The 23,314-nt window shown below is 62.4% G+C and carries 23 protein-coding genes; 5 read left to right on the top strand and 18 right to left on the bottom strand.

Annotated elements, in window-relative coordinates:
- Positions 1–63: 63 nt before the first annotated feature.
- Positions 64–600 carry a GNAT family N-acetyltransferase gene (locus BLS41_RS28345; RefSeq protein ID WP_074770792.1) on the top strand — a complete coding sequence of 179 codons (537 nt, stop codon included), beginning with the start codon at positions 64–66 and terminating at the stop codon, positions 598–600.
- 25 nt (positions 601–625) lie between these two features.
- On the opposite strand, the gene BLS41_RS28340 is transcribed toward BLS41_RS28345, so the two are convergent.
- Complete coding sequence (locus BLS41_RS28340) at positions 626–1,357, bottom strand: GNAT family N-acetyltransferase (protein WP_074770791.1); 732 nt, start codon at positions 1,355–1,357, stop codon at positions 626–628.
- A 121-nt stretch (positions 1,358–1,478) separates the two neighbouring features.
- Between BLS41_RS28340 and BLS41_RS28335 the strand changes: the two genes are divergently transcribed.
- The 3 genes from BLS41_RS28335 to BLS41_RS28325 all read left to right on the top strand — a co-directional run bounded on the left by BLS41_RS28335 (position 1,479) and on the right by BLS41_RS28325 (position 4,324).
- Positions 1,479–3,011, top strand: a complete 1,533-nt coding sequence (locus BLS41_RS28335) for a MocR-like pyridoxine biosynthesis transcription factor PdxR (RefSeq protein WP_074770790.1) — start codon at positions 1,479–1,481, stop codon at positions 3,009–3,011.
- 267 nt (positions 3,012–3,278) lie between these two features.
- Entirely contained in the window at positions 3,279–3,611 is a 333-nt protein-coding gene (locus BLS41_RS28330; RefSeq protein ID WP_074770789.1) for a hypothetical protein, read from the top strand.
- Positions 3,612–3,742: 131 nt separating this feature from the next.
- Positions 3,743–4,324 carry a flavin reductase family protein gene (locus BLS41_RS28325; protein ID WP_074770788.1) on the top strand — a complete coding sequence of 194 codons (582 nt, stop codon included), beginning with the start codon at positions 3,743–3,745 and terminating at the stop codon, positions 4,322–4,324.
- A gap of 60 nt (positions 4,325–4,384) precedes the next feature.
- Here BLS41_RS28325 and BLS41_RS28320 read toward each other — a convergent pair whose 3' ends face one another.
- Positions 4,385–4,870, bottom strand: a complete 486-nt coding sequence (locus tag BLS41_RS28320; protein WP_074771243.1) for a GNAT family N-acetyltransferase — start codon at positions 4,868–4,870, stop codon at positions 4,385–4,387.
- Between the two features lie 373 nt (positions 4,871–5,243).
- On the opposite strand from BLS41_RS28320, the gene thrS reads away from it, so the two are divergent.
- On the top strand, positions 5,244–6,458 hold the full coding sequence (gene thrS / locus BLS41_RS28315) for a threonine--tRNA ligase (protein WP_074771242.1): 1,215 nt from the start codon (positions 5,244–5,246) through the stop codon (positions 6,456–6,458).
- A 213-nt stretch (positions 6,459–6,671) separates the two neighbouring features.
- Here the strand turns inward: thrS and BLS41_RS28305 are convergent, their stop codons facing one another.
- The 16 genes from BLS41_RS28305 to BLS41_RS28230 all read right to left on the bottom strand — a co-directional run bounded on the left by BLS41_RS28305 (position 6,672) and on the right by BLS41_RS28230 (position 22,856).
- Positions 6,672–7,430: a GGDEF domain-containing protein gene (locus BLS41_RS28305; RefSeq protein ID WP_074770786.1), complete on the bottom strand. Its 759-nt coding sequence runs from the start codon at positions 7,428–7,430 to the stop codon at positions 6,672–6,674.
- A gap of 12 nt (positions 7,431–7,442) precedes the next feature.
- The gene (locus BLS41_RS28300) at positions 7,443–7,829 is read right to left on the bottom strand and encodes a DUF1987 domain-containing protein (RefSeq protein WP_074770784.1); all 387 of its coding nucleotides are present in this window, start codon (positions 7,827–7,829) and stop codon (positions 7,443–7,445) included.
- A gap of 18 nt (positions 7,830–7,847) precedes the next feature.
- Positions 7,848–8,411 (bottom strand): SiaB family protein kinase, encoded by a 564-nt coding sequence (locus tag BLS41_RS28295; RefSeq protein ID WP_074771241.1) that lies wholly within the window; start codon positions 8,409–8,411, stop codon positions 7,848–7,850.
- Between the two features lie 14 nt (positions 8,412–8,425).
- Complete coding sequence (locus BLS41_RS28290; RefSeq protein WP_074770783.1) at positions 8,426–9,541, bottom strand: SpoIIE family protein phosphatase; 1,116 nt, start codon at positions 9,539–9,541, stop codon at positions 8,426–8,428.
- A 353-nt stretch (positions 9,542–9,894) separates the two neighbouring features.
- Positions 9,895–10,728: an AraC family transcriptional regulator gene (locus tag BLS41_RS28285; RefSeq protein ID WP_074770781.1), complete on the bottom strand. Its 834-nt coding sequence runs from the start codon at positions 10,726–10,728 to the stop codon at positions 9,895–9,897.
- A gap of 80 nt (positions 10,729–10,808) precedes the next feature.
- Positions 10,809–12,299 carry a DHA2 family efflux MFS transporter permease subunit gene (locus BLS41_RS28280; protein WP_074770780.1) on the bottom strand — a complete coding sequence of 497 codons (1,491 nt, stop codon included), beginning with the start codon at positions 12,297–12,299 and terminating at the stop codon, positions 10,809–10,811.
- A 169-nt stretch (positions 12,300–12,468) separates the two neighbouring features.
- Positions 12,469–13,146, bottom strand: coding sequence for a glutathione S-transferase (locus BLS41_RS28275; RefSeq protein ID WP_074770779.1), 678 nt, complete (start codon positions 13,144–13,146; stop codon positions 12,469–12,471).
- 113 nt (positions 13,147–13,259) lie between these two features.
- On the bottom strand, positions 13,260–14,483 hold the full coding sequence (locus BLS41_RS28270; RefSeq protein WP_074770777.1) for a dienelactone hydrolase family protein: 1,224 nt from the start codon (positions 14,481–14,483) through the stop codon (positions 13,260–13,262).
- Positions 14,484–14,507: 24 nt separating this feature from the next.
- On the bottom strand, positions 14,508–16,148 hold the full coding sequence (locus tag BLS41_RS28265; RefSeq protein ID WP_074770775.1) for an AMP-binding protein: 1,641 nt from the start codon (positions 16,146–16,148) through the stop codon (positions 14,508–14,510).
- Between the two features lie 86 nt (positions 16,149–16,234).
- A complete protein-coding gene (locus BLS41_RS28260; RefSeq protein ID WP_074770773.1) occupies positions 16,235–16,630 on the bottom strand; it encodes a RidA family protein in 396 nt (131 codons plus the stop codon).
- Positions 16,627–17,070: an acyl-CoA thioesterase gene (locus tag BLS41_RS28255; RefSeq protein ID WP_074770771.1), complete on the bottom strand. Its 444-nt coding sequence runs from the start codon at positions 17,068–17,070 to the stop codon at positions 16,627–16,629. The genes BLS41_RS28260 and BLS41_RS28255 overlap by 4 nt, the downstream gene beginning before the upstream one ends.
- Positions 17,067–18,275 carry an acyl-CoA dehydrogenase family protein gene (locus BLS41_RS28250; RefSeq protein ID WP_074770768.1) on the bottom strand — a complete coding sequence of 403 codons (1,209 nt, stop codon included), beginning with the start codon at positions 18,273–18,275 and terminating at the stop codon, positions 17,067–17,069. Before BLS41_RS28250 ends, BLS41_RS28255 begins: the two co-directional genes overlap by 4 nt.
- A 1-nt stretch (position 18,276) precedes the next feature.
- On the bottom strand, positions 18,277–19,128 hold the full coding sequence (locus BLS41_RS28245) for an enoyl-CoA hydratase family protein (protein WP_074770767.1): 852 nt from the start codon (positions 19,126–19,128) through the stop codon (positions 18,277–18,279).
- A 25-nt stretch (positions 19,129–19,153) separates the two neighbouring features.
- Positions 19,154–19,714, bottom strand: a complete 561-nt coding sequence (locus BLS41_RS28240; protein ID WP_074770760.1) for a MarR family winged helix-turn-helix transcriptional regulator — start codon at positions 19,712–19,714, stop codon at positions 19,154–19,156.
- On the bottom strand, positions 19,711–20,487 hold the full coding sequence (locus tag BLS41_RS28235; RefSeq protein WP_074770759.1) for an SDR family NAD(P)-dependent oxidoreductase: 777 nt from the start codon (positions 20,485–20,487) through the stop codon (positions 19,711–19,713). Before BLS41_RS28235 ends, BLS41_RS28240 begins: the two co-directional genes overlap by 4 nt.
- Positions 20,484–22,856: a bifunctional salicylyl-CoA 5-hydroxylase/oxidoreductase gene (locus BLS41_RS28230; protein ID WP_074770758.1), complete on the bottom strand. Its 2,373-nt coding sequence runs from the start codon at positions 22,854–22,856 to the stop codon at positions 20,484–20,486. The genes BLS41_RS28235 and BLS41_RS28230 overlap by 4 nt, the downstream gene beginning before the upstream one ends.
- Between the last annotated feature and the right edge of the window lie 458 nt (positions 22,857–23,314).

Here is a 23,314-nt window from a genome sequence, read left to right as displayed (position 1 = left end):
AATCTGCGATCATCGATCCCGCGCCGTTCTGAGCCATCCAGCTAACCATCCGTCCGTCAGCCAATGCCCGCCCAGCCCACCACCCTCACCACGCCCCGCCTGACCCTGCGCCCCCACACACGCGACGACTTCCTCGAAAGCTATGCGATGTGGTCCGATCCCGAAGTGATCCGCTATATCGGCGGCCAGCCGTTTACGCGCGAGGAGGTGTGGGCGCGTCTGCTGCGCTATGCCGGACATTGGGCGATGCTCGGCTTCGGCTACTGGGTGGTGCGCGAAACGCAGAGCGGGCGCTTCCTCGGCGAAGTCGGTTTCGCCGACTACCATCGCGAGATCGAGCCGTCGTTGCAGGGCACGCCCGAAGTCGGCTGGGCGCTCAACCCGTCGGTGCACGGACGCGGCTACGCGACCGAAGCCGTGCGCGCCGCGCTCGATTGGGCCGACGCGAACTGGCCGGGCGGCGAAACGGCCTGCATCATTGCACCGGACAATCTGCCGTCGATTCGCGTCGCACACAAGTGCGGATACCGCGAGCAGTGTCACACGACGTACAAAGGCAAGCCGACCGTCCTGCTGCGGCGGACGGCCAACGCGAAGTGACCATCCGCGTGACGGTGGCTCCGTTTTATCGAGCGGCGGCCCCGCGCTCACGCGCAATCAGATCCACCAGCTTTTCCACCTGCTGGCCCTGCGCATCGAAGTTCGCCGCATCGAGCCACTGCGCGTAGCTCGCACGCAGCGCCGGCCATTCGCTGTCGATAATCGAAAACCACGCGGTATCGCGATTGCGTTCGCGATACACGATCGCCTGCCGGAAGATGCCTTCGAACGTGAAGCCGTAACGCAGCGCGGCGGTGCGCGACGGCCCGTTCAGCGAATCGCATTTCCATTCGAATCGACGGTAGCCCCATTGATCGAACACCTGCGTCATCAGCAGAAACATGGCGTCGGTGGCGATGCGCGTGCGCTTCAGGCGCGGCGAGTACGTGACATGCCCGACTTCGATCACGCCGTTCGCGCGATCGATACGCATCAGCGCCAGCGTGCCGACCGCCTTGCCGGTCGCGAGATCGATCACCGCGTGATGCAACGGGTCCGCCGACGCCGCCATACGCGTCAGATGTTCGCGATAGGCGGCGAGGCTGTCGAACGGACCGACCGCCAGATAGGTCCAGTCGCGAGCATCGGCGGCTGAGCGATACGCGTCGTAGAGGTCTTCGGCGTGGCGCGCGACGTCCACCGGTTCGATCCGGCAATAGCGGCCCGTCAGCGGCTCGCGGCCGGGTGCCTGTGCGCCGTGCCAGCCTGGCAGGGCTGTGCCGATCGGCTGGTCGAACTCGTTACGTCTGACTTCCATGACTGCTCTCCTGTCGTGTCGGCCGCAAAGGGCCGTTGGCGATTCGTCGATGACAGAACGATACGTCAAACGTGGTATGTTCAAAAGATCCACGAATGATCGATTTGATAGGTCCACAAGTATGATCGAGATCATCGGCCCGCTGCTCCGTTCCGCCGACGCAGCGAACCTAGGCAGCAGCACTCAAAAACCCGCACCGCTGCAAAAGCAGTTGATCGAGCGGCTTCAGCAGGCGATTCTCACCGGCCGCCTGCCGGCAGGCTCGCTGCTGCCCTCGTCGAGGTTGCTCGCGGTCGAGATGGGCGTGTCGCGCAACACCGTGGTGATCGCGTACGAGCACCTGGCGGCGGTCGGTTATGTCATCGCCGATCAGCAAGGCACGCGCGTGAATCCGCTGTCGGGTTCCAGCGTGCGCGATGGCGAGATGACCGGGCAGGCCGTCGCGCCGGAGGTCGCGTACGCGACGCGGGTCGGCCAGTTCGCGGCGACCCGTACGCACGCCGACAACACGTTCCCGCTGACGCCCGGTATGCCCGCGCTCGATCGCTTTCCGCTGACCGCTTGGCGGCGCGCGCTCGAACGTTCGATGGAGCACGCGTTGCCCCTCGCGCTCGGCTACGGTGAGCCGACGGGCGAACCGGCGTTGCGCGACGCGATTGCCGCGCATCTGCGGATGGCGCGCGGCGTGCGTTGCGAAGGAGCGCAGGTGGTGATCACCGAGGGCGCGCAGGAGGCGCTGAACCTGTGCGTGCGGCTCTTCACGAATCCCGGCGATACCGCGTGGGTCGAGGATCCCGGTTATCGCGGCGCGAAGGCGGCGTTCAATCTCGGCGATCTGCGCATGCTGCCGGTTCCCGTCGACGCCGAGGGCATGGCCGTGGCGCCCGACGCATGGCTTGCGCATCCGCCGAAGCTGATCTACACGTCGCCCGCGCATCAGTATCCGACCGGCGCGGTGTTGTCGGTCGCGCGTCGTCTCGCGTTGATCGAGCAGGCGCGGCGCAGCGGCGCGTGGCTGATCGAGGACGACTACGACGGCGAGTTTCGTCATACCGGTGAGCCGATCGCCAGCATGCAGGGTCTCGTCGACGATGCGCCGGTTCTGTACGTCGGCTCGTTCAGCAAGACGATGTTTCCGGCGCTGCGGATCGGCTTCGTGGTGCTGCCGCGCGCGGTTGCCGGACGGACTGCCGTCGCGTTGCAGGAGATGCTGCGCGGCGGGCATCGGCTGGAGCAACTGGCGCTGGCGAGGTTCATCGAAAGCGGCGAATTCGGGCGGCACCTCGGGCGCATGCGACGGCTGTATCGCGAGCGTCAGCAGGCGCTGCGCGACGCGCTCGCCGCGCATTTCGCGCCGGCGCAGATTCTCGGCGGCGACTGCGGGATGCATCTGACGCTTCGGCTGCCGCCGGCTCTGGACGATCGAACCCTCGTCGAACGGGCGCGCGCTGAGGGGCTGAATCCGCGCGCGCTGTCGAGCTTCGCGTTGCATCCCGGTCCGGCGACGAACGGGCTGGTGATCGGCTACGGCAATACCGCCGCCGAACAACTTGCGCCTGCTGTTCACACGTTAGCCTCGCTGGCGCGCGATATGAGCAGGAAGGAAGCGCGCTCGCAAAGCGCGTCGAAAGTACGAACCCGCCGGCTACGCTGACCGCGCAGAGCGCCGCCCTAGCGCCCCGCGGCGTTGCTTGCACTTTTGAATTTGTCCGCGCGCCCCATGTCGCGCTATCGTGTCGCTTATGCGCGCCGGTTCCGGGAAACCGATTTTCGCCGGAACGTCGCGCAGATCATGCCCTGCATACCGCACCGCAACATCGCATGACAGGCGTCAGGCCGGTCACGTTGCCGGCCCGGTGCGCGGGCCATGAAGCAAACCTTTGTTGTAGCTACCTTGACGATTTATCTGACCGGAGACGACATGAAGGAAATCGAACCGACCCCGTGGTTTGAGCTTGACGCCCACACGCCTGTTCACGAAGGCTGGTACGAGGTGCAATTGACGAGCGGGGACACGGCGTTTGCGAAATTCGGCGAGGGCGTGTGGACCGAGAAACCGTTGCTGGTGTTCACGCACTGGCGCGGATTGTCCGCAGACCCATCGAAAGCCGCCGAGGGCGAGGCCGAATCGATTAGCGCAGAGGCCACCGCGGCCCAGGGCGTGCGCGCCGCATGGAACGCATTCTTCCCCGGACTCGGCGAAGAACAGCACAAGCCGCTGGACGCCGTGCCCAACGGTAAAGCCCCAGATTGAGTGATCCCCGGGCGGCGGCTCGCGGGTCGCCGCCCTGAGCGCTCTCCCGCCCTCCGGGCGCGGTCCCGCTACCATCTTCGTGATCGCTGTCGCCGTTTTACCCTCTTACCGTCTCACGCAAACAAGGACGTATGAAAGTCACCCGAGAACCCGTGGCGTTGTCGCGGGCTACGCAATTGCTGAATCATGGGCCGGTCACGATCATCACCAGCGCGCACGGCGGTCGCACCAACGTGATGGCGGCGTCGTGGGCGATGCCGCTCGATTTCAATCCGCCCAAGGTCGTCGTGATCGTCGACAGCCGCACGCTGACGCGGCAATTGATCGAGGGCAGCGGCGTATTCGGCCTGCAACTGCCGAGCCGCGGATTCGCCGCACAAACGCTCGCCGTGGGCACCAACGCGGGCGCGGAACTCGACAAGTTCTCCGCATTCGGGCTCGAAACATTCCCGGCCCAGGAGATCGACGTGCCGATGCTGGCCGGCTGCATCACGTGGATGGAATGCAAGGTGATTCCGGACGATAGCCAGCGGCACGACATGATCATCGGCGAGGTGGTCGCCGCGTATGCGGACAGCCGCGTGTATTCGAACAACCGCTGGCACTTCGGCGACGATCCCGAATTGCGCACCTGCCATTACGTGGCGGGCGGCAGTTTCTTTGCAACCGGTGAGGCTTTCGAAGTGACACCGGTGAGTGCGTCGGCGGAATGATTTTTGTGCAAGCGGCTCACCGACCGGGCCGCTTGATATCCACCTGATGCGCAGACCCGCTCAGTTAGCGCCTTCGGCAAACGCCGTCAACGCGTCCCCAGCGAGGCGATAGCGCACCCACTCGCTTTGCGCGCTTGCGCCGATCGATTCATAGAAGCCGATGGCGGGCTCGTTCCAGTCGAGCACGCTCCACTCGAAGCGGCCGCAGCCGGTTTCGCAGGCAATGCGCGCGAGGTGGCGCAGCATCTGTTTGCCCGCGCCGCTGCCACGCGATTGCGGGGACACGTACAGGTCTTCCAGATACAACCCCTGTTTGCCGAGCCACGTCGAATACGAAAAGAAGTACACGCAAAAGCCGACGGGCTCGCCGTTCATCTCGCAGATCAGCGATTTCGCCGACGAGCTCGCGGAGAACAGACTCGCTTCGATATCTTTGACGGTTGCGACGACTTCGTGCTCCGCTTTTTCGTACACCGCGAGTTCGGTGATAAAGCGAAGAATCAACGCAGCGTCGGACGTATTGGCGGGGCGGATGTGAATAGTCAAGGCAAGGTACCCGGTAATTGGCGTGGCGGATCGAAGTCGCAGAAACACGTCTCTCTGCTTCGGATCGGGCATCTATCGTAGCGCTTATCGCAACATCGTGGCAGCGAGTTCCACGATTGAAGATTGACGCCGCACGGTCCGATCGTTTATCGTCGATCCATGGACTTCCACTCGATTCCCTTCGCTGCTGTCACCACCACGACGACCACCTTCACCGGCGGGTCGTCTGGAGGTTGCACACGCTAGAAGCACGAAGCTGTGGCAAACCACCCAAGGCCCCGCCGGAAACGGACGGGGCCTTTGTCGTTTCTGGACCTCCGTTTGCGGCATCTCTTTGCATCAACCGCACTATCCGTTCAAATGGAGCGTCACCGTGGACAACATCGATCATCGTGTTCTAGGCAATAAGCTGGATCTTTTTCATCAGCAGGAAGAAGGCGCGGGCATGGTCTTCTGGCATCCGAGAGGCTGGGAGCTGTATCGCGTGCTCGAGGATTATGTGCGGGTGCGCATGCGTCGCGCGGGCTTCCGCGAAATTCGCACGCCGCAATTGCTGGCGCGTTCGCTATGGGAAAAGAGCGGTCACTGGGACAAGTTCGGTGCGGCCATGTACTCGCTCGCGGATGCCGAAGAAGGCCGCGCGCTTTGTCTGAAACCGATGAGTTGTCCGTGTCATGTGCAGGTGTTCAATCAGCGTGTGCGTTCGTATCGCGAGTTGCCGGTGCGGTATAGCGAATTCGGCGCATGTCATCGCGATGAACCGTCGGGATCGCTCGAAGGTTTGAAGCGCACGCGCGCTTTTGTGCAGGACGACGCCCACGTGTTTTGCGCGCATGCGCATATCGAAGCCGAAGTGGGCCGCTTCTGTTCGCTGCTGCGCACGATCTACGCGGACCTCGGTTTTCCCGCGTTCAAGGTCGCGCTTGCTGCGCGTCCGGCGCTGCGAGCGGGCAGCGACGAAATGTGGGATCGCGCGGAAGAGGCATTGGCCAACGCCGCGCGTGCCGCCGGTCTGGAGTTCGAGATTCTCGAAGGAGAGGGCGCTTTTTACGGGCCCAAACTCGAATTTCATTTGCTCGACAGCCGCGAGCGCAGTTGGCAATGCGGCACGGTCCAACTCGACTTCGTGCTGCCCGAGCGGCTCGACGCGGAGTTCGTCAACGAACGCAATGAACGCGAGCGTCCCGTGATGATTCATCACGCGGTACTCGGCAGCATGGAGCGGTTTATCGCAATGCTGCTCGAGCATCACGAAGGATGGTTGCCGGTATGGCTCGCGCCCGATCAGGTTGTCGTCGCCACGATCAGCGACGCGAACGTGGACTACGCGCAGGAGTTGATGCAGGCACTCGACGACGCAGGTATCAGGGCAAGCCTCGACAGCCGGCCCGAGCGGCTGGAAAAGAAGATCGTCGATGCACGCGAGAAGCAGATACCGATTCTGGTTGCGCTAGGTTCGCGCGATCAGCGTGAGCGGACGATCAGCGTGCGGCTGCGCGATGGAAAGCAGTTGACGTTTGCTTTTGCGGAGGGTGTCGAGTATTTGCGGCTGGCCGCGTTGGCGCCGGCCGTTCCTCCTCGGCCTTGAAGCACGGCGTTCGCTTCGAGTCTGGTTCCTCGTCGTTCCGGTTCGAAGCGGACGCTAGAACCGGCGCGGTAGTCGAGCGGCTCGGCGAGACCTTGCATCCCTATCACCTGCTGGGCGGCGGCACCGCGCTGGTCGGTGTGATCGTCGCGCAGAGATTCAGGCGGACCGCTCAGCAGCCAGTGGCGGTTCAGAGGTAGAGCAAGTGCAGGCCCGTCACTCCGCTTGCGGCGTGACGGGCGACGCCGATAGCGGATCGGCGAATTCCACCCGGTCCCGCCCGCCTCGCTTGGCCTTGTACAGCGCGGAATCCGCGAGCCCGTACGCGGTATCGAAGTCGGTCCGCGCCTCGTTGGCGCTCACGCCGAAACTGGCCGTTATGCGGCGATTCACCGGCGGCTCAAAGACGTGATTGCGAATGGCCACACGCATTTCATCGGTCAGATCGAGTGCATCGGCGAGATCGTGGCCCGGCAACAGCACCGTGAACTCTTCGCCGCCCACCCGGCCAATGAGGCCCCGCTCGCCGACGATCCGCCGCAGACAATCGACGATGCCGAGAATCACCGCATCGCCGACCGGATGCCCGAAATCGTCGTTGACCTTTTTGAAGTCGTCGATGTCGAGCAGGATCATCACCGCGCGGTCGATGCGCAGCGCCTTGCTCGTGCGCTCGATCACCGCGCTGCGGTTCAGCACGTCGGTCAACGCGTCGTGGGTCGCGCGATATTGCAGTTGTTGCGTGAGCGCATGCATCTCGCGCTCGGCGCGGTCGCTGCGGCCGATCAAACGGCGCGTCTCGCGCATCAGACGCTCGTAATGCCCGATCAGCTCGCCCAGCGCCTGGTGGCATGCGTGAGGGTCGGCGCTGGCGTCCGCGTAAATTTCGCGTGCCTTCTCCAGCGCCTCGCTCTCGTTCTGGAACAGATCAGGGGCGTCGTTCGAAGCGGAGTTCAAAGAGACAGTTGAAGGCACCGTTTACCTTCCTTACGTCGCAACCGGACAATCGGTGAACTGGATCGCCGTGAAGTCGGCTTGCAATTCCTCGCCGAATTCGAGAATGGTTTCGTCCTCGGCATCGCGGAACCAGTTCACCAGCACGCGATTTCCCGACGATGCCGCTTCGTCCAGCGCATCGAACACGCTGAACAGCATCTTCGTGCTCGAACTGTTGAAGTAGGTCAGCGTGACGTCCACGGTGATCGAGCTATCGTTGCAGCCTGCGAGGTAAGTGCGAAGCTGCTCGATGACCGGCGCGTAAAACGCCGCCGCATTCTCGGGATACGACTCGCCTCTGAGCGTCAGCACGTTCTGGTCGAATCTGAAATCGACTTCCGGCGACGTCGACGTGGCCGCAATATAAAAGTTATCCATGGCGCTTGTTCATCGTAATCAGATGATGGTCTTCAGGCAAAACAGTGTGGTGTCGGGAGCATCGGCGCGCGGATGAAAAGCGAATTCCAGCGGCGCGCTCGCGTCGCGAGCCATCGTCAGGAAGCCGAGCCCGGCGCCTTTGCTTTCTTCCGGCGTGTCGGCGCGCAGCGTCTGTTTGTATGCCTGCTTGATTTCTTCGAGCGACATATTGCGCAGCGGCTCGAGCCGCTTGCGCAGATCGTCCACGGCGGTTGTCGCAACGGGATTCATGCACAGCATCAGATGGCGCTCGCCGTCGTAGCTGATGCACACCGCGCCCTCGCGAATCGCGCCACCGTTGTCCAATCCTTCGACGAGGGCGTCGGACGAATAGTGAACGATATTCTGCGCGATTTCGATAAAGGACGAAAACAGTTTTCGCCGGATAGGCGCGCTGATTCCCGCTACTTCCAGTTGCAGCTTCACAACCTCGCTCATTGCCGCGACGATGCTGTGGGAGAAGTAGCCCTTGTGATAAAAAATCAGATTACGTCTTTGAGCGAGATCGAAAAACGCGCGATCCTGGTCGGAAAGTTCGAACATTTTCATTAACTACCTTAAACGCGTGCAAAGAAAAGCATGACATCGTCGCGGCGCGTCTGCGCGCCTTGCCAGTCAGCCAATGCGCGTTGCAGTCCTTCGCATAGCGCGGCTAGCGGTTGGGTACGGTGCGCGACGATGTAATCGAGCGCGCGGCGCCGTCCAAAAGAAATCTTTCGCGGACCGCCGATCTGGTCGATCAGCCCGTCTGTCGACACGAACAGCAGGCTTCCCGGCGGCAGCGAAACGTGGCTCAAGGCCCACGTATAGTCCGCGAGACTGTCGACATAACCGACGCCCATGCGGTCGCATGCCATGCTCTCGAAGTGGTCGGCATCCGGCCGCAAAACGTGTAGCGCGATGCGTGCGCCGGCGAAATACAGTTGCCGATGGGCGGCGTCGAACCAGAAGAAAGCGGCGTCGAGGCCGTCGTTCGACTGCGGCGATTCACCTTCTCCATGCACCTGGCCCAGCAATCCCTTGACATTGCGATTCACGGCCGCGAGCAGCGCGGCCGGATCGCGCGGGCCGAGTTTTTCGAGCGCCTGCGACAACGAAGCCGACGCCAGCAGCGTCATGAACGCGCCGGGCACGCCGTGCCCCGTGCAGTCGGCGGCGGCGCCGAACCAGCCGTCGGCAAATGAAGCGAAGTGGTAGAAGTCGCCACCGACGACATCGCGCGGTTCCCAGACCAGCGCCGCATCCGGCAGCGTCGTCGACAGCATGTCGCGCGACGCCCGCAACATGGCTTGCTGGATCACGCTCGCATATTCGATGCTCTGCATGATCTGGCGATTCTTCTCCGCCTGGATTTCCGCCACCGCGCCCAATAGCTGAACGCCGCTGGCCAGTCCGACGAAGTGCCCTGCGCGGGTCACGATGAAGCCGTCGGACAGCGCCTTTTCACCCACTTCGACTGTCTTGAACGTGAGCGCCTCGATGCTCATGTCCGCGTCGACGATGAGCGGCTCCTTGTCCATGAACGCGATACAACTCTTCTTGTCGTAAAGCTCGCGGTGAAACGGCTTGCTCATCTGCGACAGCAGGATATCCCGGTTGATCAGTCCGATCGGGCGGCCGCTTTCCAGCACCGCGAGGCTGATCATGTCCCGCCGCGAGTAGAAAATTTCCATCGCCGATGCGTTCGTATCAGCTGCGTCGATAGCGGGAAATTCCTGGCATAGATCGCCTGCGCAACGCGGGCTTCCGGAGACACCAGAGCGACCAAAATGCGCGAGCGCGGGATGCATGGCAGGGCTACCCGTTGGACAAGGAAACCAGCACGCTAATCGCTCTTTATGTCGTTTTTGTTAAATATGATGATTAGAGGAATTAATCAAAATGACGCTGTATTGGGCGGCTGCGCGCAAAAGTGCCCGGCAAACGTTTTCGGTTTGATTACAACCGCGAATCGGCCGTCAACGCGCGTGTCCGGTGGTTGCAGCGTCGGTGGTGAGGGTGTTGTTTTGATGGCGCGACGGCTGACTCAGCTCCTGAGCGGCAACCATATTTCCAACCCGCCCATCCCGCTGACCGGATCGAACTTCTCGTCGTATCGCTCGAACATCGGCGCATCGGCTGGCACATGACCCGACGCAGGCAGCCACTGATTCCAGATCGTGTTCATCGTGCGGCGTATCGTCGAAATATGATCGCGATGCGTGAACACGACGTACCTTTGCGCGGCAATCCGCAAACGGTTCAGCTCCGCCGGCAGCGTCGAAAAATCGCTGACCTCGACACCGCACAGGTAGTCGAAGTTGCCGGCATCGTCCGCGTTGTAGCACACGCCGTAGGCCACGTTGCCCACTTGCGTCGGCACCTTGCCGAAGTACGGCCCGAAGCGCTGCCATTGCGATGGAATCGCCATGCTGGTGTCGCACGAATAGCGCTCGTTCAAACCGGCGACGAGAAACGGCTTGCCGTCTTCGAAACGAGGCGGCTCCAGATGAGAAAGAAGAGTTTGGTCCATTTTGATCGGCTCCACGATGACGAGATTGTCGAGATGGCCTCGCGCGCGCAGCGCTTCAGGCGTCAGCCCGAACTGCTCGCGAAACGCGCGCGTGAATGCTTCGTGAGAGCCGTAACCGGCGTCGAGCGCGACAGCCAGGATATCCGGCGCACCGTCTGCGAGCCGCCGTGCGGCTTCGCTCAGACGGCGCGCGCGGACGTAGCGCATGACCGGAAACCCGGTCGCCGCTTCGAAAGCGCGCGCGAGGTGAAAGCGCGACACGCATCCGCAACTAGCAATGTCGTCGAGCGTCAACGTTTGCGCAAAGTGACTTTCGATAAACCACAGCGCTTTTCCAACCGGGTTCATGGCGACTCTCGTGTCTGCATGGAACCAGCTTAGCCAATGACCGCTTCACGCATTTGATCGCGCTTGCGGTTTTGCAGCGCTCAATAGTTCTCCGCTGCCCTTTCGTTGCCGGCCGCGCGGGATGGTTCCGACGCTGCAGGCGTACCGTGAGCGTCCGCGCCACTGGCTTGACCTGGCCGCAATAGCAAGCCGCCCAGCACGCCCGCAGCCGCCGCGAAAATCGCGCCGCACAGGAAGGCCAGGTGATAGCCGCTATTGAGCGCCGCCGTCGCGCCCGCCGACGCCAGCATCGCATCACTGCGCGCAGCGGCAAGACTGGCCAGCACAGCAAGACCCAACGCACCGCCCATCATGAACGATGTATTGACGATGCCGGACGCGAGCCCCGAATCGGCCGGATCGACATCGCTCATGGCCGCAAGCAGCATCGGATTGAACGCGATGCCCGCGCCGAAGCCGAGCAGGATCATGCCGGGCAACACGTCGGGCACAAAGCTGCCGCCGACCGGTGCGCGCGCGAACAGCGCGAGACCGCACGCCGCCACCAGCAGACCGACCGCTAGCGGACGGCGCAGGCCAAAGCGCATGACCACCCGCGCCGACAGCCCGAGCGAGAAGAATCCCATGATCAGATTGGCGGGCAGGAACGCCAGCCCGACCTGCAACGGCCGGTAACCGAGCACGCGTTGCAGATACAGCGCGGAGATGAAGAACCACGCGAACATCGCCGCGGCCCACAGCACGCCGACCACGTTCGCGGTGGCGACATTGCGCAGGCGGAACAGGCCGAGCGGCATCAACGGATGCTGGACGCGTGCCTCGATGACCAGAAACGCGGCGAGCAGCGCGAGCGCGACGAACAGCAGGCCAAGCGTCTGCACGGACGTCCAGCCTGCTTCGTTGCCATTCACGACCGCGTAGACCGCCAGCATCAGCGAGGCCGTGACCGTGACCGCGCCGGCCACGTCGAGCCGCTCGCCGTGAGCGTGGCCGCGCGCGGACGGCAGCAGCGCGACACATAGCGCGTAGACAGCGATGCCGATGGGCAGATTGACTAGAAAAATCCAGTGCCAGCTAAGCAGGTTGGTCAGCAAGCCGCCGAGCAGCACGCCGATGCTGCCGCCGCCCGCGCAAACGAAGCCGTACACGCCCATTGCTTTCGCGCGCTCGCCGGATTCGGTGAACAGATTCATGATCAGCGACAGCGACACCGCGGAGACGATCGCACCGCCCAACCCCTGCACGGCCCGTGCGGCCACCAGCAGGATCTGCGAGTTCGCCATGCCGCAAGCGAGCGACGCCAGCGTGAACAACGTGATGCCGCCGAGGAACAGCTTGCGGTGGCCGTACAGATCGCCGAGCCGCCCGCCGAGCAGCAGGCAGCCGCCGAAGGTCAGCATGTATGCGTTGACGACCCAGACCAGCGAGGTTTCGGTGAAGCCGAGATCCGCCGCGATGGACGGCAACGCAACGTTGACGATGGTCGTGTCGAGCACGATCATCAGCACGCCGAGACACAGCACGATCAGTGCTAGCCAGCGCTGCCTGCCGTGGATGGAATGATGGGTCATGCAGACGCTCCTTGGCCGCGCGCCTGAAGAGGGTTCAGGACATGCCGCCGCGCGGCGACGCGTCGGCAATCGATTGAGATTGGGAACAGGGAATTTTTCAGTCTAGCACCGGCCAGTTTTACGTCACAACTACGAAATCCTGGGCGGCGCGTGGCGCGCGGCGCGCGTTTCAATCGCCGCCGACGATTTCGTACTTGCCGCCGCGCTCGAGCGCGCGCTGGTACGCCGGCCGCGCGTGAATGCGTTTCAGGAACGCGGTTATCGCGGGAATCTGGCCTTCCATGCCGCCGCGCGCGGTCGCGGCTTCGAGCGGGAAGCTCATCTGCACGTCGGCGGCCGTGAAATCGTCGCCGACGAACCAGCCGGTCCTGCTCAATTCCGTATTGATATAGCCGAGGTGCAGCTTCAATTGCGGATCGATGAAACTGGATTGCAAGGTGGCCGCGATCTTGCGCGCAATCGGTTTGGCGAAGAACGGCATCGGCGCACCCGCAATGCGCAACGCGACCAGTTTCAGCAGGAGCGGCGGCATCGCGGAGCCTTCCGCGTAATGCAGCCAGTACGTGTAACGCAGATGCTCGGGCGTGCCCGCTGCCGGAGCGAAGCGCCCCTGTCCATATTTACCGATCAGATATTCGATGATCGCGCCCGATTCCGCGATGGTCTGTCCGTCGTCGGTAATAACGGGCGACTTGCCGAGCGGATGCACCGCGCGCAACTCAGGCGGCGCGAGCATCGTTTTTGGATCGCGCTGATAACGCTTGATCTCGTATGGCACGCCGAGTTCTTCGAGCAGCCACAACACGCGTTGCGAGCGGGAGTTATTCAGATGATGGACAGTCAGCATGGGTCGAAGGAGGTTGGCCTGTGAAGTGTCACATCATAGGGATGATGTGCCGAGGCGGGGCTCTAGTTGCACCACCCCGGTCTCCCGAAGCCTTACCTATGCCGAGTCTTCGTTCAGGCCCGCGCCTTGCTGCCCATCAGCGCGTTCGAAGGCAGCGTTTCATCGAGCAGCTTGCGGGCGCTTTCAATGCCCGCTACCGGCAATCCCTCAGGGTTCAGCAAGCCGACCTGGACGAGCACCGAAGCCTGATCCCAGTAGATGTGCTCGTTATAAAGCTTGTCGCCGCGGAAACAGACGACGGCCAGCATCGGCACTTCGAAATACTTGCCGGTGGGCGCGACGCCCGGCAGCAGCCAGTCGATTTCGCAGGTATGCGTGCAGCTAAAAATGAATTCGTCGACGATACGGTCGGAACCGATGGTGCGCGAAATCGGAATCAGCTTCGTGTCGACCGGATTCGAGTTGACGAAGTGATGCGTATAGAAGCTCTTGAGTCGGTCATGGCCGACACCGCCGGTCATCGTCGGAACATGGTTGACGTACGGTTGCGCGACCATGGTCGGCATGACTGCATCGACGTCGCGCGTGGCGAACTCGTGATAGCAATGCGCTTCCCACAACGCGTTCAGATCGTAGACCGGGCCGAGCACTTTGCGCAGCAACGCGAGCGTGCGCGAATACGCCATCATGGCAGCCGGTTTGTCGTATTGCGCACGGGCGGGCGCAGCGAACGCGTGATCGCAACCGGCGTACACGTATTGCTCGATTTGCGGACGCGTGCGCAGCGCCGCGCTGATTCGCTCGCGCGTTTCCGGCGGACAATGCGCGTCGTTTTCGGGGAAGTGGAACACCATCGGGCAGCGAATCGCGGACACTTCGTCGAGGTAAGCTTCGAGGCCGACGCCGTAATAGCTGACCGCGCAGTCCACGTCGGTGCGCGCCGCGCTCAGAAACGCGAGCTTGCCGCCGAGGCAATAGCCGACCGCGCCGACCTTGCCCGCCTGCTCGGGCAGTGCGCGCAACGCGGCGACGGTGGCTGCGATATCGTCGACGGCGAGATCGGTATTGAATTTGCCGAGATAGCCAAGCGCCTGCTGCATGTCGGCTTCGCCGTAGCCGAGGTCGATGCCAGGTTTGATGCGCCAGAACAGGTCCGGCACGAGCACCACATAGCCTTCTTCGGCATAGCGGTCGGCGGTCGCCTTCATCGTATCGTTGACGCCGAAAATCTCCTGCAACAGCACGAGTCCCGGACCCGAACCTTGCGCGGGGCGCGCGACATAAGCGTTGAAACGGCCGCCATCCTGCGCGACGACTTCGATGAAAGAGCCAGCCATGCGATGCCTCGTGGGGTGAGTGGTTTATGTCATCTTGCGCAACTCGAAGCGTTTGAGCTTGCCGGTTTCGGTGCGCGGCAAGGCATCGACGAAAGAGATCACGCGTGGGTATTTATACGGCGCCACGCTATTTTTCACGAAATCCTGCAGTTGCGCGACCAGTTTGTCGTCGGCTCCAAAACCTGGGTTGAGCACGACGAATGCCTTGACGATCTGCCCTCGGGTTTCGTCTGCGACGCCCACCACGCCGCATTCGGACACCGCATCGTGCTGCAGCAGCACGCTTTCCACTTCGGGACCGGAGATGTTGTAGCCGGCGGAGACGATCATGTCGTCGGCGCGGGCCTGGTAGAACACGTAGCCGTCTTCGTCGAGATAGACCGAATCGCCCGGCAGATTCCAGCCGTCGCGCACGAAGTTCAACTGCCTTTCATCGGCGAGATAGCGGCAGCCGGTCGGGCCGCGTACCGCGAGTTTGCCGACCGTGCCGGGCGGCACGGGCTGCATCGCGTCGTCGACGGCCCGCACCACGTAGCCCGGCACTGCACGGCCAATCGCATGCGGTCGGATCGCGTCGCCCTGCGCCGAAATGAAAATGTGGATCAGCTCGGTGCCGCCAATTCCGTCGATCATGTCGATGCCGGTCGCGTTGTGCCACAGCAGCCGCGTCGAGTCGGGCAACGCCTCGCCCGCCGACACGGTTTTCTTCAGGCTCGACACGTCGTGGTGAGAAACGAGCGGTGCCATTTGCCGGTAGAAGGTCGGCGCGGTGAACATGATGGTTGCTTGAAAGCGTTCGACGGTTTGCAGCAACGTCTCGGGCGAGAGCTTCTCGATCAGCACCGTGGACGCCCCCACGCGCAACGGAAAGCACAATAACCCGCCCAGGCCGAACGTAAAGGCGAGCGGCGGCGTGCCGCAAAAAATATCGTTCGACGAAGGCTTGAGCACGTGACGCGGGAACAGGTCGCACATCATCAGTACGTCGCGATGAAAATGCATGCAGCCTTTCGGTGCGCCGGTCGTGCCGCTGGTGAACGCGATCAGGCAGACGTCGTCGGCCGCGGTGTCGCATGCGGTGAAATCAGAGGGCTTGTTGACCGCGAGCGTATCGAGCGAATCGGCGGCGTCGTCGTGGAACAGGCGCGTTTGCTTTAGCGTCGGGCAATGAAACTCGTCGGCTGGGTCGGTGCAACGCGCGAGTTCGTCGGTCAGGCGCGCGTCGCAGAGTGCCGCGCTAACCTGTGCCTTGTCGATGATCTGCTTCAATTCTTTCGCGCGCAGCAACGGCATGGTCGGCACCGCGACGAGACCGGCTTTCAGCGCGGCGAGCGCGGCGACAGCCATCTGCAACGTATTCGGCCCGCGCAGCAAAACGCGGTTGCCGGGCCGCAATCCCATTTCGTCGACCAGCACGTGCGCGGTGCGGTTCACCAGTGCGAGCAACTCGCCGTATGTGGTGACGCAAGGCTTGTCGTCCACCAGCGACCAGATCGCAGGGCGGTCACGATGACCCGCGTCGATCGTTCCGTCGAGCAGTTCGGTTGCGCAATTCAGACGCGCGGGGTAGGCCACGTCCGGGTTGTCGAGCAGAAAAACGGGCCATTGATCCTGCGGCGGAAGATTGTCGCGCGCGAAAGTATCGACGTGTGCTGACGGTTCCATCATGGGTCTCCGGGCGTTGAGCCGGCTGAATGCGCTTCGGTTGGCGTAGTGGGCTGCGTTCGGTCCTGCGGGTTCTTCGGGGCCGCTTACTGCGGGATCACGGCGGTTGCTTCGATCTCGACCTTCGCTTCGTCTTCGATGAGCGCGACGACCTGGACCGCGCTCATCGCAATGTCGTAGTTGCCGATCAACTCGCGAAACGCGCGGCCAATGTCTTTCAGCGACGCGAGATATTCGCGTTTGTCGGTGACGTACCACGTCAGCCGCACCAGGTGCTCTGGTTTGCCGCCTGCTTCGTGCAGCACGGCGACGACGTTTTTGAGCGCCTGAATGGCTTGCGCGGCGAAGTCGGTGGTCTGGAAGCGGGCCTGTTCATCCCAGCCAATCTGCCCGGCGATAAAAACCTGCGTGCCGGTGGCGGCGACGCCGTTCGCGTAGCCGCGCGGCTTGATCCAGCCTTCGGGAAGGAGAGCTTTTTTCATGAACGATGCGCCTCGGTGGAATCGGGCTGTGGAGCAAACGTCGCGAGTGCGCTCGCGATGTCGGCGGGAATATCGATCGACTTGCCGGCTTCGAGCGACGTGGTGACGAGTACCTGCTTCGCGCTGAAGCGTGTCTCGCCATTGCAATGGCCGACGATATCGATGCTGATCGAGCGGCGGCCAATCGCGGTCACGCGCAAGGTCAGCAGGATCGTTTCGCCCATCTGGCTCGGCCGCGAAAACTCGCAGTCGAGTTTGACGATGGGCAGACCGACGCGTCGCCGAGCGATCAGGTTCGCGTAGTCGATGTGAAGGCCTTCGTTGAACCAGTCTTCGACCAGCGCGTTGGTCATCACCAGATATTGCGGAAAGAACACGATGCCCGCCGGATCGCAATGCGAGAAGCGGATTTGCACGGGCCTTTCGAACGACGCGCTCATTGCGTGTTTTCCTTCGCGGCAACGGCAGCGTGCGCCTTCAACAGATCACGGCCGATAATCAGTTGCTGCACTTCGGTCGCGCCTTCGTAAATGCGCAGCGCGCGAATCTCGCGGTACAGCATCTCGACAGCGGTACCACTCTGCACGCCCATGCCGCCAAAGAGTTGCACGGCCGCGTCGATCACCTGCTGCGCGCCTTCGCTCGCGTGCCACTTCGCCATCGCGGCTTCACGGGTGACGTTTTCGCCCTGATCGCGCAACCACGCGGCGCGATAGACGAGCAACGCGCTGCTGTCGATGGTCAACGCCATTTGCGCGAGCTTGGCCTGCGTCAGTTGAAAATCGCCGAGCGTCTGCCCGAACATCTTGCGCGACGACGCACGCGCAAGACCTTCGGCCATCGCATGACGCGCGAAACCCAGCGATGCCGCCGCCACCGACGTGCGAAAAATATCCAGCGTCCGCATGGCGAGTTTGAAGCCTTCGCCGGGTGCGCCAAGCATCTGGCTGCGCGGCACGCGAGCGCCGGCGAAATGCAGTCGTGCGAGCGGATGCGGCGCGATGACGTCGATACGTTCAGCGATTTCAAGCCCCGGCGTATCGGCGTCGACAATGAATGCGCTGATGCCGCGCGCGCCGGGCGCTTCGCCGGTTCGTGCGAATACGACGTAGAAATCGGCGATGCCGCCGTTCGAAATCCACGTTTTATCGCCGTCGAGCACGTACGCGTCGCCGTCCTCTCTCGCGGACAAAGCCATCGCGGCGACATCCGATCCCGCTTCCGGCTCCGACAAGGCGAACGCGGCGAGCGCGGTGCCGTTTGCGACGCGCGGCAGATAGCGCGACTTCTGTTCGTGCGTGCCGCCGAGCGAGATCGCACCCGAGCCGAGGCCTTGCATGGCCAGGGCGAAATCGGCGAGACCCGAATGTTTGGCGAGCGTTTCCCGCAACAGACAGACGGCGCGCGTGTCGATCGTGTCGCCGTGACCGCCGTAGGCGACGCCGCCCACGCCATATTTCAGCCAGCCCGCAGCGCCAAGTTCGCGTACCAGATGACGGCAGGTTGCGTCCACGTCTGTGTGATCTTCGTGCGTGAGATTCTTGCTACACCATGCTTCGATGCCCTGCGCGAGTTCGCGATGACGCGGCTCGAAAAACGGCCACGCCAGCGCGCTATGCAGATCGATGTTGTGGTTGGCGCTCAAGTCAGTCTCCCTCGAATACGGGACGCGACTTCGCCGCGAACGCGCTATATGCGCGCTCGAAATCGCGTGTGCTCATGCAGATGGCCTGTGCCTGCGCTTCCGATTCGATCGCTTCGTCGATGCTCATGCTCCATTCCTGATGCAGCATTTTCTTCGTGATGCCGTGCGCGAACGTCGGTCCGGCGGCGAGATCGGCGGCGAGTTTCTGCGCCTCGTCGACGAGCGCCGACGGTTCGCAAAGGCGGTTGTAGAAGCCCCATGCATGACCTTCGTCGCCACTCGCCGAACGGCCGGTGAACAGCAATTCGGCAGCACGTCCCTGGCCGATGATGCGCGGCAGGATCGCGCATGCGCCCATATCGCAACCGGCGAGGCCGACGCGTGAGAACAGGAACGCAAGCTTGCTGCGTGCAGTGCCGAGGCGCATGTCGGACGACATCGCGAGAATTGCACCAGCGCCCGTGCAAACGCCATCGACTGCGGCGATGACCGGTTGCGGGCAATGGCGCATGGCCTTGACGAGGTCGCCGGTCATGCGCGTAAAGAGCAGCAGTTCCGGCATCGGCAGATCGATCAACGGCGCGATGATGTCGTGCACGTCGCCGCCGGAACAGAAATTCTCGCCCGCGCCGTGGATCACCACGGCCTTGACGTCGGTCGCATAAGCGAGATTGCGGAACAGGTCGCGCAACTCCGCATACGATTCGAACGTCAGCGGGTTCTTGCGCTCCGGGCGGTTCAGCGTGATCGTCGCGACCTTGCCCGTCACCGACCAGCCGAAGTGCTGCGCCTCGTAATTCGCGAGCGTCAGGCGGTTGCCGGCCAGCAGCGCGTCGGCGTTGGATCGTGTCATGGTGTCTCCTCCGGTTCCGTGCGCGTCAGTCTTTCAGACTGTCGAGCAGATGTTTTTTGAGCTTGCCAAGGCGCTGATGCGTGCGCGACTTTTCGTCGAGGCTCAGGCCGCCGAACAATTCGACGACCCACTGCTCGTGCGCGACCGCCATTTTGTCGAACGCTTTGCGGCCGGCCGGGGTCAGGCATACGCTGATCGAACGACGGTCGTTCGGATCGGTGTCGCGCGAAACCAGGCCTTCCTTTTCAAGCTGATCCGTAATGCCGGTGATGTTGCCGCCGGTCACCATCAAACGGCGCGACAACTCGGTCATCTTCAAACCTTCAGGCTGACGTTCGAGTTGCGCCATCAGATCGAATCGCGGCAACGTGGTGTCGAATTCGTTACGCAGACGTTTGCGCAATTCGGCCTGTACGAGGTTGGTGGTGGTTAGCATGCGCAGCCACAAACGCAGACCCATATGACTGTCCGCGCCCGTACTCATTTCGAGGTCCACGACATTCTCCGCAGGTTTGGCGATGCCTTTGCGCGGCGGTTTCGTTTCGGCCGCACCCGCGGCCTTTTTTACATTCGATGACTTGGTCACATGACTTCTCCACCAGAGATGGAAATGGATTGCCCCGTGATAGCGTCCGAACCGGGCTGGCACAACCAGAGGACGCTGTTGGCGACCTGTTCGGGACTAACGAAGCGATGTTGGGGATTCGAGCGCAGCAAGGTTTCGCGCGCCTGCTGTTCGGTGCGCGAGGTTTTGCTGGTGATCTGTTCGAGCGATGCCTGCAGCAGTTCGGTTTCCGTATAGCCGGGGCAAACTGCGTTGACGGTGATGCCTTTGGTCGCGACTTCGAGCGCGAGCGATCGGGTGAGTCCGATCACGCCATGTTTCGCGGCACAGTATGCGGCGACGTACGCGTAACCGGTTTGCCCCGCCGTGCTGGCGACATTGACGATGCGGCCGTGACCGCGTTCGAGCATGCCGGGCAGCACCGCTCGCGTGCCGAGAAACACACCGGTGAGGTTCACGTCGAGCATGCGCCGCCACAACGCCACGTCGGTGTGCGTGAAAGGCGCGGCTTGCGCCTGACCCGCGTTGTTGACGAGGATGTCGACGGCACCCGCCTGCGCGAACGCATCGGCAACCGACTCCTCCTGCGTGACGTCGACACCGATACACGCGACGTCGCCGAGCGCGCTGCATTTCTCGCGCTGCGTATCGAGGCGTTGCACGTTGCGACCCATCAACGTGACACGCGCGCCTGCGCGCAGCAGTGCTTCGGCGATGGCCGCGCCAATGCCGCTGCCGCCGCCAGTGACGACGGCGTGTTGTCCTGCGAGCGTCGATTGAGTGGGTGTGTTCACGTAGTTCCCTCGGCGCGTTGCGCGCGTTCCTGTGCAGACAGCCCGGCATTCGCGGCAGCTTGCGCGCGCTCGCGTTCCAGATTGCGTTCGAGTTGCGACTTCGCGGCGGTGTAGGGCTTCGGCCACATCACATCGAAATAGCCGATTTTTGCGGCCTCATTCAGCGTCCACGACGGATTCGCCAGATGCGGACGCGCAATCGCGCAGAGATCGGCGCGACCCGCAGCGATGATGCTGTTCACGTGATCCGCTTCCGAAATCGCGCCGACTGCGATGGTCGCGATGCCTGCTTCGTTACGCACGCGATCGGCGAACGGCGTCTGGAACATGCGGCCATACACCGGCTTTTCCGCCTTGCTGACCTGACCCGACGACACGTCGATCATGTCCGCACCAGCGGCCTTGAATGCGCGCGCGATCTGCACGGCGTCGTCGGGTGTCGTGCCGCCTTCGACCCAATCGTTCGCAGAAATACGCACGGAAATCGGCTTGTCTTGCGGCCACACTGCGCGAATCGCGTTGAACACCTGCAGTGGATAACGCAGACGGTTGTCGAGTGAACCGCCGTATTCGTCGGTGCGATGATTGGTCAGCGGCGACAGGAAGCTTGACAGGAAATAGCCGTGCGCGCAGTGCAATTCGAGCCAGTCGAAACCGGCCTCTGCCGACATTTGCGTAGCGCTGACGAATTGCGCCTCGATTTCACGCAACTCTCCCTGAGTGGCTTCGTGCGAAAGCTGGCTGACGTCCCGCAGATACTGTTGCGGCGAGGCCGACACGAGTGGCCAGTTACCCTCGGTGAGCGGTTGATCGATGCCTTCCCACGCGACACGCGTCGACCCTTTAGCGCCGGAATGGCCGAGCTGAATGCCGATCTTCGCATCCGACTGCGCGTGTACGAGATCGACGATGCGCTTCCATGCAGTGAGATGTTCGGGTGCGTACATGCCAGGGCACGCCGGCGTGATGCGCGCTTCGGGCGACACGCAGGTCATCTCCGTCATCACCAGCGCGGCGCCGCCCATCGCGCGCGCGCCGAGGTGCATCAGGTGATAGTCGCCGGCGATCCCGTCGACGGCTGAATACTGCGCCATTGGCGACACGACAACGCGGTTTTTCAGCGTGACGCCGCGCAGTTTGAACGGCGTGAACATCGGCGGGACCGAATGCTTTTGCGGGGCGCGCTCGACACCTGAACGTTTTGCGAGCCAGTCTTCGAAGCCGGACAGATAATGCGCGTCGCGTTCACGCAGGTTTTCGTGCGAGATGCGCTGCGAGCGAGTGAGAAGCGAATACGCAAACTGTTCCGGCTCGAATGACGTATAGCGATCGACATGCTCGAACCATTCGGTCGAATTGCGCGCGGCGTTCTGAATGCGCAATACGCCGATGCTGCGCACGTCCGTGTAGTGCTTCAGCGCGGCGGCTAAATCACCGGGATGCGCGCCGATGCTGTTCGCGAGTTCAATGGCGTCTTCGAGTGCGAGCTTGGTGCCCGAGCCGATCGAGAAGTGGGCTGTGTGCGCGGCGTCGCCCATGAGGACAACCGGTGTTTGCGAGCCGTCGGCGTTGTCGCGCCAGTGCACCCACTCGCCATTGACTACGCGCGGAAAGCGGATCCATTGTGACGAGCCGCGTAAGTGCGCCGCGTTCGATAACAACGCGTTGCCGTCGAGATACTTCGCGAACAGCTTCTCGCAGAACGCGATGCTGTCTTCCTTGCTCATTTCGTCGAGACCGGCGGCGCGCCACACGCGCTCCGGTGTTTCGACGATGAAGGTGGATGTCTCGTCGTCGAAGCGATAAGCGTGTGCCTGGAACCAGCCGAATTCGGTTTCTTCGAAAGCGAAGGTGAAGGCGTCGAAAAGCTTTTTCGTGCCGAGCCACACAAAGCGGCAGTCGCGCAGATCGATATCGGGTTGATAGGTGGTGGCGTATTTCTGGCGGACCGCGCTGTTCAGGCCGTCGCACGCGATGATCAGATCGGCTTCGTAGACGCTGTCGTCTGTGACCTGGGTTTCGAAAACAAGTTTGACGCCGAGTTCTTCGCAGCGTGCCTGCAGGATATTCAGCAGACGTTTGCGCCCGATGCCGCAAAAGCCGTGGCCGGACGAGCGGAGTTTCTCACCGCGAAAATTTATTTCGATGTCGTCCCAGTGGTTGAATGCCTGGAGGATCGCATCGGCGCTAGGGGCGTCGGCGGCGCGCAGGTTGCCGAGCGTCTGGTCGGAGAACACGACGCCCCAGCCGAAGGTGTCATACGGACGGTTGCGCTCGACGACCGTGACCTCGTAGTCCGGGTTGCGGCGCTTCATCAAAAGGCCGAAATACAACCCCGCCGGACCGCCGCCGATACAGACAATGCGCATGCTTGTTCCCCAATGTGGACTCTGCTGTGGGGATTAATTTAGGCTTTGATAGTTTAGATGTCAAGTAAAATGGGGTGGCCGACGGGGGGAGATGTCTTGTGTTGATCCGGGAGAATAAAGTCCGTCATTAGAGAATTAAGTCATTCATGGCGCCTCGTGGTCCGAGGCTCAAGGGGCGCCTGAGTGGACGAAGTGGAGATTCGGCGGAATCTGGCGAAGTTGGTGATGGTGGATTCGGAGGGCGAAGCTCGTTAGCGCGATTGCAAGTGAAGGCCCAACAAACGTATCGCTTTCCGGCCCTTGTCCGGTCCAGCCTCAGGGTTCACTCAAAATTACTGCATAGGTACGTCAGGATTCAGCGCAAATCAACACTCATCTAGTGGATAGCGCTCCTGAAGACAGGATCGGCATAAAGTTTCGCCAACAATGTCTGTACGATCTGTGGGTAAGCCTGGGTT

The organism is Paraburkholderia fungorum (assembly GCF_900099835.1).
Taxonomy (GTDB): Bacteria; Pseudomonadota; Gammaproteobacteria; order Burkholderiales; family Burkholderiaceae; genus Paraburkholderia; species Paraburkholderia fungorum_A.
The sequence above is the reverse complement of the archived record's forward strand: the minus strand, read 5'-3'. Positions and strand labels throughout refer to the sequence as shown.

Bases quoted from the DNA above. Each gene is read 5' to 3' on its own strand.
- BLS41_RS28265 (WP_074770775.1), bottom strand. From the start codon at position 16,148: ATGGAACCGTCAGCACACGTCGATACTTTCGCGCGCGACAATCTTCCG.
- BLS41_RS28330 (WP_074770789.1), top strand. From the start codon at position 3,279: ATGAAGGAAATCGAACCGACCCCGTGGTTTGAGCTTGACGCCCACACG.
- BLS41_RS28285 (WP_074770781.1), bottom strand. From the start codon at position 10,728: ATGAACCCGGTTGGAAAAGCGCTGTGGTTTATCGAAAGTCACTTTGCG.
- BLS41_RS28260 (WP_074770773.1), bottom strand. From the start codon at position 16,630: ATGAAAAAAGCTCTCCTTCCCGAAGGCTGGATCAAGCCGCGCGGCTAC.
- BLS41_RS28340 (WP_074770791.1), bottom strand. From the start codon at position 1,357: ATGGAAGTCAGACGTAACGAGTTCGACCAGCCGATCGGCACAGCCCTG.
- BLS41_RS28270 (WP_074770777.1), bottom strand. From the start codon at position 14,483: ATGGCTGGCTCTTTCATCGAAGTCGTCGCGCAGGATGGCGGCCGTTTC.
- BLS41_RS28290 (WP_074770783.1), bottom strand. From the start codon at position 9,541: ATGGAAATTTTCTACTCGCGGCGGGACATGATCAGCCTCGCGGTGCTG.
- BLS41_RS28345 (WP_074770792.1), top strand. From the start codon at position 64: ATGCCCGCCCAGCCCACCACCCTCACCACGCCCCGCCTGACCCTGCGC.
- BLS41_RS28255 (WP_074770771.1), bottom strand. From the start codon at position 17,070: ATGAGCGCGTCGTTCGAAAGGCCCGTGCAAATCCGCTTCTCGCATTGC.
- BLS41_RS28275 (WP_074770779.1), bottom strand. From the start codon at position 13,146: ATGCTGACTGTCCATCATCTGAATAACTCCCGCTCGCAACGCGTGTTG.
- BLS41_RS28325 (WP_074770788.1), top strand. From the start codon at position 3,743: ATGAAAGTCACCCGAGAACCCGTGGCGTTGTCGCGGGCTACGCAATTG.
- BLS41_RS28295 (WP_074771241.1), bottom strand. From the start codon at position 8,411: ATGTTCGAACTTTCCGACCAGGATCGCGCGTTTTTCGATCTCGCTCAA.
- BLS41_RS28230 (WP_074770758.1), bottom strand. From the start codon at position 22,856: ATGCGCATTGTCTGTATCGGCGGCGGTCCGGCGGGGTTGTATTTCGGC.
- BLS41_RS28300 (WP_074770784.1), bottom strand. From the start codon at position 7,829: ATGGATAACTTTTATATTGCGGCCACGTCGACGTCGCCGGAAGTCGAT.
- BLS41_RS28280 (WP_074770780.1), bottom strand. From the start codon at position 12,299: ATGACCCATCATTCCATCCACGGCAGGCAGCGCTGGCTAGCACTGATC.
- BLS41_RS28335 (WP_074770790.1), top strand. From the start codon at position 1,479: ATGATCGAGATCATCGGCCCGCTGCTCCGTTCCGCCGACGCAGCGAAC.
- BLS41_RS28245 (WP_074770767.1), bottom strand. From the start codon at position 19,128: ATGACACGATCCAACGCCGACGCGCTGCTGGCCGGCAACCGCCTGACG.